9 protein-coding genes and 1 pseudogene are annotated in these 8,531 nt (G+C 70.1%); 4 read left to right on the top strand and 6 right to left on the bottom strand.

Annotated elements, in window-relative coordinates; translation table 11 throughout:
• A pseudogene (locus tag A9X03_RS18210) lies at nt 1-629 on the bottom strand (hypothetical protein); the annotation flags it as partial.
• On the opposite strand from A9X03_RS18210, the gene A9X03_RS18205 reads away from it, so the two are divergent.
• A complete protein-coding gene (locus A9X03_RS18205; RefSeq protein WP_156670205.1) occupies nt 595-1,539 on the top strand; it encodes an NAD-dependent epimerase/dehydratase family protein in 945 nt (314 codons plus the stop codon). The pseudogene A9X03_RS18210 and the gene A9X03_RS18205 sit on opposite strands and share 35 nt — an antisense overlap.
• A gap of 66 nt (nt 1,540-1,605) precedes the next feature.
• Here the strand turns inward: A9X03_RS18205 and A9X03_RS18200 are convergent, their stop codons facing one another.
• Genes A9X03_RS18200 through A9X03_RS18190 form a run of 3 tightly spaced genes read right to left on the bottom strand, consistent with a single transcriptional unit; the run spans nt 1,606 to nt 3,964 of the window.
• Nucleotides 1,606-1,965 carry a DUF2304 domain-containing protein gene (locus tag A9X03_RS18200; RefSeq protein WP_067758790.1) on the bottom strand — a complete coding sequence of 120 codons (360 nt, stop codon included), beginning with the start codon at nt 1,963-1,965 and terminating at the stop codon, nt 1,606-1,608.
• Nucleotides 1,962-2,663 carry a glycosyltransferase family 2 protein gene (locus A9X03_RS18195; RefSeq protein WP_067758786.1) on the bottom strand — a complete coding sequence of 234 codons (702 nt, stop codon included), beginning with the start codon at nt 2,661-2,663 and terminating at the stop codon, nt 1,962-1,964. Before A9X03_RS18195 ends, A9X03_RS18200 begins: the two co-directional genes overlap by 4 nt.
• 23 nt (nt 2,664-2,686) lie before the next feature.
• On the bottom strand, nt 2,687-3,964 hold the full coding sequence (locus A9X03_RS18190) for a hypothetical protein (RefSeq protein WP_067890499.1): 1,278 nt from the start codon (nt 3,962-3,964) through the stop codon (nt 2,687-2,689).
• 89 nt (nt 3,965-4,053) lie between these two features.
• Between A9X03_RS18190 and A9X03_RS18185 the strand changes: the two genes are divergently transcribed.
• The gene (locus A9X03_RS18185; RefSeq protein ID WP_067758783.1) at nt 4,054-5,139 is read left to right on the top strand and encodes a DUF475 domain-containing protein; all 1,086 of its coding nucleotides are present in this window, start codon (nt 4,054-4,056) and stop codon (nt 5,137-5,139) included.
• Here the strand turns inward: A9X03_RS18185 and A9X03_RS18180 are convergent.
• Together A9X03_RS18180 and A9X03_RS18175 are read right to left on the bottom strand one after the other, a co-directional pair.
• Nucleotides 5,136-5,828, bottom strand: a complete 693-nt coding sequence (locus A9X03_RS18180; protein WP_067780392.1) for a hypothetical protein — start codon at nt 5,826-5,828, stop codon at nt 5,136-5,138. The genes A9X03_RS18185 and A9X03_RS18180 overlap by 4 nt on opposite strands.
• Before the next feature lie 67 nt (nt 5,829-5,895).
• Nucleotides 5,896-6,384 carry an inorganic diphosphatase gene (locus A9X03_RS18175; RefSeq protein WP_067758773.1) on the bottom strand — a complete coding sequence of 163 codons (489 nt, stop codon included), beginning with the start codon at nt 6,382-6,384 and terminating at the stop codon, nt 5,896-5,898.
• Between the two features lie 114 nt (nt 6,385-6,498).
• Between A9X03_RS18175 and dacB the strand changes: the two genes are divergently transcribed.
• The gene (gene dacB / locus A9X03_RS18170) at nt 6,499-7,884 is read left to right on the top strand and encodes a D-alanyl-D-alanine carboxypeptidase/D-alanyl-D-alanine-endopeptidase (RefSeq protein ID WP_156746594.1); all 1,386 of its coding nucleotides are present in this window, start codon (nt 6,499-6,501) and stop codon (nt 7,882-7,884) included.
• On the top strand, nt 7,881-8,531 hold a 651-nt coding region (locus A9X03_RS18165; RefSeq protein WP_197696098.1), incomplete at its 3' end, for a zinc-dependent metalloprotease. The genes dacB and A9X03_RS18165, both read left to right, overlap by 4 nt.

Genomic DNA, 8,531 nt, shown 5'->3' with positions numbered 1-8,531 from the left:
CCCTGCACGTGGCGCAGCAGCGCGGTCACCGCGAACGCGACGAACGGGATCACCGCGGCCTTCTCGAAGAACAGCAGCCCGCCGAAGTACACCAGCGTCCCGGTCACCGCGTAGCGCCCGTTGCCGGTGCGGACCAGCAGCACGGCGTCGCCGCACACCCAGGCCAGCGCGGCCAGCATCGGCAGCGAGTTCAGCGCCGCAGCCCACCAGGCGAACCCCGGCACCGCCAGCGGGGTGAACAGCGCGAACGTCAGCGGGATCAGCAGCACCGGCCGCCAGCCCAGGATGACGTGCAGGGCCCGCAGCAGCGCCAGCGAGGCCAGCAGCTGCAGCACCAGCAGGCTGATCGCCGGCCCCGTCCAGTTCAGGGGGGCCAGCCGGATGATCGCGCCGCCGACCAGGAAGGCGCCGGGCATGACGTGGCCGTCGTGGTCGTCGAACAGGTATGCCGGCGACAGCAGGTTGTGGGTGCCGGCCTTACCGATGAGGATCAGGTCGTCCCAGTAGAAGTAGCCCCCGAACGCCAGCGCCGCGCGTATGCCCAGCGCAGCGGCGATCAGCGCGATGGCCACGGCCGCTATGTATGGTGGGCCGGTGCGCGCACTGGTCACCGGAGCAGCCGGATTCATCGGGTCGACGCTAGTCGACCGCCTCCTGGCCGACGGCCACGCGGTCGTGGGGCTGGACAACTTCGCCACCGGCCGTGCGACCAACCTCGAGCACCTGGCCGACAACCCGTCGCACGTCTTCGTCGAGGCCGACATCGTCACCGCCGATCTGCGGGCGATCCTCGACGAGCACCGGCCCGAGGTGGTGTTCCACCTGGCTGCCCAGATCGACGTGCGGCACTCGGTCGCCGACCCACAGTTCGACGCTTCGGTCAACGTCGTCGGGACGGTGCGCCTGGCCGAGGCGGCGCGGCAGACGGGGGTGCGCAAGGTCGTGCACACCTCGTCGGGCGGGTCCATCTACGGCACGCCGCCGGTGTATCCGACCCCCGAATCGGTGCAGCCCGACCCTGCCTCGCCGTACGCCGCGGGCAAGGTGGCCGGCGAGATCTACCTGAACACCTTCCGCCACCTCTACGGCTTGGACTGCTCGCACATCGCGCCGGCCAACGTCTACGGCCCCCGCCAGGACCCGCACGGGGAGGCGGGCGTGGTGGCGATATTCGCCCAGGGGCTGCTGTCGGGCAAGCCCACCAAGGTGTTCGGCGACGGCGGCAACACCCGCGACTATGTGTTCGTCGACGACGTGGTCGACGCCTTCGTCAAGGCCGCCGGCGAGGCGGGCGGCGGTCAGCGCTTCAACGTGGGCACCGGCGTGGAAACCTCGGACCGGCAACTGCACTCGGCGGTGGCCGCCGCCGTCGGCGCGCCCGACGACCCGGAGTTTCACCCGCCGCGGCTGGGCGACCTGAGGCGGTCGTGCCTCGACATCGGTTTGGCCGAGCGGGTTTTGGGGTGGCGGCCGCGGGTGGGGCTCGACGACGGCGTGCGCCGCACGGTCGAGTACTTCCGCAAGACGCGCGCTCTTTGACGTTGCGCCGAGCGTGGGCACAGCTCGGGTGTGCGTTCGCGGCTTGAGTGCACGAGGGCCTGGGGGCTAGACGTTCGACGCGGATTGAGGAGCGTCGGGCTCCTCGGCGCCCTCGAGCGCGACCGCCCGGGCGAGGCGCGCGTAGCGCAGCTCGAGGTCCTTGAACCGCATGTAGGTGCTGAGCGTGGTGAAGCAGAACGCCATGACGAGCGCGTAGAGCATCAGGTCCGTGCCGCGGCGCACCCCGAACCAGTTCGCGACGACCGTGGTGTCGTCGGGCCGCAGCACGGCATAGACGCCGGCCAGCACGAAGACGACGTAGCCGACCTTGACCCAGGCCCGGGACCGCGCGTTCCTGCGGGACCGCAGCAGGTAGACCAGCAGCGCGATGATCGTCCCGATCAGCAGCACCTGGATCCAGTTCATCGTGAAGTCCTCCCTCGCAGGAACCCGTCGAAGATGATGTTCACCCCGTTGAGGAGCGGCTGGCCCTTCGACTTCGAGTAATCGGTGTAGAGCACCTCTACCGGTTGTTCGACCACGCGCCAATGGTTTTCGGCGATCAGCATGATGAACTCGTTGGCGTGGCTCATCCCGCTCATGGTGATGTCGAGCCCGTCGGCGACCTTCTTGTTGAAGACGCGCAGCCCATTGTTGGTGTCGGTCAGGCCAAGTCGGCGACCGCGCCGGCTCAGCCGCGCGGCGGTCTGCAGCACCAGCCGCTTCAGGAACGGCGGCCGGGCGCCGACACGGGCGCCGAACCGCGTCCCGATGACGACGTCGACGTCCTCCGCGCAGAGCCGGTCGACCATCGCGGCCAGATCCTTGACCCGGTGTTGCCCGTCGCCGTCGAACGTGGCGAAAACCTGCGCCCCAGGCTGTTTGCGCGCGTACTCGACGCCGGTCTGGATGGCCGCGCCCTGCCCCAGGTTGATCGGGTGGCGCACCAGGTGAGCACCGGCGCGCCTGGCGATCTCGCCCGTGTCGTCGGTGCTGCCGTCGTCCACGCACACGACGTTGTCGAAGACGGAACGCACATCGGCGACCACCTCGCCGATGACGGCGGCTTCGTTGAAGGCCGGGATGACGATCCAGGCGCCCGAGTATTTGGCTTCAGTAACCATCTAGCCCACCAGGTTAGCCAGGATCAGCCGGCTAAGCGGTCGGCGCGCGCCAGCGCCACCAGATGAACGCCGATTCCGACCAGCGGGCCGCACAACAGGCCGACCACGGTGCGCGTCTGCAGCGCCAGCGGCAGGAGCAGCAACAGGCCCGACGCGACCGTCGCGCCCACCCAGCCCAGCGCGTATGCCCGGTGCAGCGCGGCCGCGACGGCGCCCGCACCGGTGAGCGTCAGCATCGCGATCGCCACCGCGGCCGCCGTCAGCCAGGCCAGGAGCGCCCCGCCGGCGTGGTACTGCGGCCCGAACGCGACCCGCAGCAGCCAGGGGCCCACCACCCCGGCGGCCAGCACCCCGACCGCGCCGATGCCCCCGATGATGCCGGCCGGGGCGATCAGGGCGCGGATGCGGTCGCTGCGCGCGTCGACGAAATGCGCGATCAGGTTGCCCTGCATGGCCGTCAGCGGCACCAGCAGCGGCGCCCGTGTCAGCGTCACGGCGAGGATGATCACCCCGCCCTCGGCGCCGAGCTCGTTGCTGGTCAGCTTCAACAGCACCGGAAACCCCATCACCAGGATCGCGCTGGCGCCCGCGGCGGTGATCGAATGGGCGGCCCCGCGGAGGAAGGTCTGGGCCCCGCCGGGTGTCAACAACCGGGAGGCCGCCCGGGCCGAGGGCGACGCGACCAGCATGATCAGCCACGCGACCGCGCCCGCGACCGTGGCCCACAGGAAGCCGACCAGGCGCCAGCCGAGCAGGACGGTCGCGGCGGCGACGGCGACCCGGATGACGGCGTCGGTGACCATCAGGGCTCCGTAGCCGGTCCATCGATCGGTGCCGGCCAGCATGCCCAGCAGGGTGGCGTGCACGCAGAACCCGGCCAGCCCGACGCTGAGCAGCCCGACCGACAGCCAGCGTTCCTCGACGAAGACCCGCCCGCTCCACAGCGGCGAGGTGCCGGCGATCACCACGGCCGCGCCCACCCCGACCAGCATGGCGACCCGCAGCGGGTGGGTCCGCGGTTCGTCGGCAACGCGCAGGACATCCGGGAGGTGCCGGGTCGAGCGGACCTCCCGGGTGGTCTCTTGGAGCAGACCGTTCGCGGCGCCGGTGACCAGACCGAAGGCCCCCCAAAAAACCCCGAACACCGAGAAGCCGCCCGGCGCCAGGTCGCGGGCGGCGAGGTAGATGACCGCGTACCCGCACAGGGCGGTCAGCGCCGTCGCGGTGGCGACCCGGGCCACGCTGCCGCGCGTGATCGGACCGGCGCCGGTGGACGCTGGGGTACCGCCGACTTCGGGCATCGCCACAATCTGAAAATAGTAAGTCCCGTGGACACGGGTCTGCGGCGGCGACCGCTGTTCGCTATCGTGGGCGGCTGTCGGAAAGGACCTTGGCCGCCTTGCGCATCTTCGGGATCTCGCTGTTGGTCACCGTGGCGGCCCTCGCGGTCGGATATGCCCACGGCGGCCTGAAGGACCTCTTCCTGCTGCTGGTACTCGCCACCCTCGAGATCTCGCTGTCGTTCGACAACGCCATCATCAACGCCGCGATCCTCAAGCAGATGAGCCCGTTCTGGCGGCAGATGTTCCTGACCGTCGGGATTCTGATCGCGGTGTTCGGGATGCGGCTGCTCTTCCCGCTGTTGATCGTGTGGGCAACCGCGGGCCTCGATCCGGTTCGTGCGATGGAGTTGGCGCTGCATCCGCCGCCGCACGGCGCGCTGGAATTCCCCGACGGCTCACCGAGCTACGAAAAGCTGATCGCCGCCGCGCATCCGCAGATCGCGGCGTTCGGCGGGACCTTCCTGCTGATGCTGTTCCTGGATTTCGTCTTCCACGACCGAGACATCAAGTGGCTCAAGTGGATCGAGATCCCGTTCGCCCGCATCGGGCGGCTGGGCCAGGTGCCGGTGGCGGTGGCCGCTGTCGCGCTGGTCCTGGTGGGAACGGGATTGGCGCATTCCGGTGCGGAGCGGGCGACGGTGCTGACGGCCGGGTTGCTCGGGCTGGTGACGTACCTGGTCGTCAACGGTCTGAGCCGGGCGTTTCGGCCGCCGGACATCGAGGCGGCCTCGGCGGGAAAAGCGGCCGGCAAGGCCGGCCTGACCATGTTTCTCTATCTCGAGGTGCTCGACGCCGCGTTCTCGTTCGACGGGGTCACCGGCGCCTTCGCGATCACCTCGGACCCCGTCGTCATCGCGCTGGGCCTCGGGCTGATCGGGTCGATGTTCGTCCGGTCCATCACCATTTTCCTGGTCAAGCAGGAAGCGCTGGACCGCTACGTCTACCTGGAACACGGCGCGCACTGGGCGATCGGCGTGCTGGCGGTGATCATGCTGCTGTCGATCAACCCGCACTTCGAGGTTCCCGACGCCCTCACCGCTTCCGTCGGCGTGGTGTTCATCGGGGCCGCGCTGGGCTGGAGCGTGTTGCGCAATCGGCGCCAGGCCAGGGCGGCCGCGTCGCCGGCGGCCTAGGCCTCGATCTGGCCCGCGATGCGCCGTTCGATGCTGACCCTCGCGGGGGCGGGCAGCGCGATCAGGCCGTCCAGTTCCTTGCTCGCCCGCACGTAGGCATGCTGTCGCTCCTCGCGGGTGGCGGCGTCGTCCTGCGCGAGGTGCAGCAGGCTCTGGGCCCGCGCCATCCGTTGTTGCTCGTCCGCCGAGAAGTCGCTGCGGCGCCGGCGAATCGCCTCCGCCTCGGCGATCTCGAACGCACTGATGTACTCGTGGACGGCGTCGCGGTATTCGGCCAACGCGTCGCGGTCGCCAAGCAGATCTTCGGGCGGTTCCGGCCGCAGTAGGTCCGCATGCCGCTTCGCCTTGTGAAACGCGACGGTCAGGGGAGCCCGCATATCGGTCATCATCGGGAAGTCCAGCAATCGCGCGATATCGACCTCGTAGTCGAGCCACCGCGCGTCGGTCCGATCATGCGCCTCAACGAGTTTGGCGATCTCTCGTCGGTCGCTGTCCCGGTTCGTCCGCGCCCGCCCGGAGGCCTCGGCCACCGCGATCTTGGCTTGCTGCTTGAGCCGATACCGTTCGAGCCGTCGCTCGGCCCGCCGCTCGTTCGCGGCGGCGACGGCCCGAAGGCCTCCACCGATTGCGCCGCCCAGCGGGAAGACCAGCCACCAGAAGTTGGCCGCGAAATGCAACACCGGGGTCACATCGCCAGGATGCCACCGGAAACCGGTGTGCGGTTACGCCGTGAGCGTCACCGCACGCCGTAAGGCGTCAGTGCCCGTTCGACTTGAACCGCTCCACCGAGCGCTGCACCTCGGCCTCGGCGTCCGCGCGGCCGACCCAGTCGGCGGCCTTGACGAACTTGCCCGGCTCGTTGTCCTTGTAGTGCTCGAAGAAGTGCTTGATGTCGTCCAACTCGTACTGCGGGACGTCGCCGATGTCCTGTACGTGATCCCACCGGTGGTCGCCGGCCGGCACGCACAGCACCTTGTCGTCGCCGCCTTTCTCGTCGACCATGCGGAACATCGCCACCGGCCGCACCTCGATCAGCACACCCGGGAACACCGGCTGGGGCAGCAGCACCAGCGCGTCCAGCGGATCCCCGTCCTCGCCGAGGGTGTCCTCGATGAACCCGTAATCAGCGGGATAGGCCATCGGGGTGTGGAGATAGCGGTCCAAACGCACACGTCCGGTCTCGTGGTCGATCTCGTACTTGTTGCGCTGGCCCTTCGGAATCTCGATGGTCACGTCGAATTGCACTGGGCGCTCCTTAGATCTGGGCGTTTCGCGGTGGTCCGTTTGCGTCGGGGATCACCCTAGTCGAGGCCTGTGCGGCGGATTCGGCAGAATGGGCGGGAGACAGTCAGGAGAGCGATGGGTCCCACTCGCTGGCAAAAATCCACCCATGTGTTCGTCGGGTTGGCCGTGCTGGCGTTTGTCGCCGCGGTGGTCGCGGCGGCAACGTTTTTCACCTCGGCGGGGCACGGCGGCAACAATTCGCACGCCCCGATGCCGCCCCCACACGCGCCGACCGTCAAGCCGGGAATGGTCCCGGTCAGCGACACCGCCGAGACACCGAGCCCCGCCGGGGTGGCGGCCGTGCTGGGGGCCGTGGCCGCCGATCCCAACCTCGGCAGGTTGGGCGCCCGGGTCACCGACGCCCTGACCGGAAAAGAGCTCTGGCAGGTCGCCAACGACATGCCGCTGGTGCCGGCGTCGACGAACAAGGTGCTGACGGCGGCCGCGGCCCTGCTCACGCTGGACCATCAGGCCCGGATCAGCACGCGGGTGGTGGCCGGCAGCCAGAACGCCCAGGGGCCCGTCGTGCTGGTCGGTGCCGGTGACCCGGCGCTGTCGGCCGCGCCGCCCGGCGTCGACACCTGGTACCGCGGATCGGCCCGGATCAGCGACCTCGTCGAGCAGATCCGCCGCAGCGGCGTGACGCCAACCACGGTGCAGGTGGACACCTCGGCGTTCAGCGGGCCGACGATGGCGCAGGGATGGGACGCGGCCGACGTCGACAACGGCGACATCGCGCCGATCGAGTCGGTGATGATCGACGCCGGGCGCATCCAACCGACCACCGTCAACTCCCGGCGCTCCCGCACCCCGGCGCTGGACGCCGGGCGGGAGCTGGCCAAGGCCCTTGGCCTGGACCCCGCGGCGGTGACGGTCGCGACGGCCCCGTCCGGCGCGCGGCAGCTGGCCGTCGTGCAGTCGGCGCCGTTGGTCCAGCGGCTGTCGGAGATGATGGACCACTCCGACAACGTGATGGCCGAATGCATCGCCCGCGAGGTGGCGGCAGCGATCAACCGGCCGCGCAGCTTCGCCGGCGCCGCCGATGCCGTGTCCAACCGGTTGAGCACCGCGCACGTCGACACCGGCGGCATCACGTTGATGGATTCCAGCGGGCTTTCCGTCGACGACCGGTTGACCGCCAAGACACTCGACGGCGTGCTGCAGGCGGCCGCAGGACCCGACCAGCCGGCGCTGCGGGCGCTGCTGGACCTCCTTCCGATCGCCGCGGGGAGCGGAACGCTTGGCGACCGTTTCACCGATGCGGGCTCCAATCAGGGGCCGGCCGGCTGGTTGCGCGCCAAGACCGGATCGCTGACCGCCGTCAACGCCCTGGCCGGCGTGCTCACCGACCGCAGCGGACGGGTGCTCACGTTCGCCTTCATCTCCAACGCCGCCGGACCCAACGGCCGCAACGCGATGGACGCCCTGGCCACCAAGCTGTGGTCCTGCGGGTGCTCATGAGCCCGCCCTCGGAGCTGACGCTCGGCACCGCGGTGGACTGGGGCTTCGCGGCCACCGTCGGCCAGCGGCTGGCCCGGCCGGGTCCGCCGTCCAGCGACTACACCCGGCGGCAGGTGATCGACGAGCTGACCAACTCGGCCGCAAAGGCCGAACCGCCGGTGCGCGAGGTCACCGGGTTGGTCACCCAGGGCGCCGTGCCTGCCGCCCGCATCGTCGACCGCCCGCAATGGATCGGCGCGGCCGCGGAGTCGATGCGGGTGATGATGAACGGCGCCGAGAAGCCGCGGGGCTTCCTCACCGGCCGCGTCACCGGCGCGCAGACCGGCGCCGTGCTGGCGTTCGTGTCGTCCGGGATCCTCGGCCAGTACGACCCGTTCGCGGCCGCGAAGCAGGGCTGCCTGCTGTTGGTGTATCCGAACGTGATCGCCGTCGAGCGGCAACTGCGGGTCGAGCCCTCCGACTTCCGGCTGTGGGTCTGCCTGCACGAGGTGACGCACCGGGTGCAGTTCACCGCCAACCCGTGGCTCTCCGAGCACATGTCGCAGGCGCTGGCGCTGTTGACCCGGGACGTTGGTGAAGACGTCGGGCAGGTAGCGAGCCGGCTCGCGGATTACGTGCGCAACCGCGGCAACGGGGCGCCGGACAGC

This window comes from Mycobacterium sp. E1715, assembly GCF_001667625.1.
Taxonomy (GTDB): domain Bacteria; phylum Actinomycetota; class Actinomycetes; order Mycobacteriales; family Mycobacteriaceae; genus Mycobacterium.
This window is presented reverse-complemented; position numbering and strand designations above follow the sequence as displayed.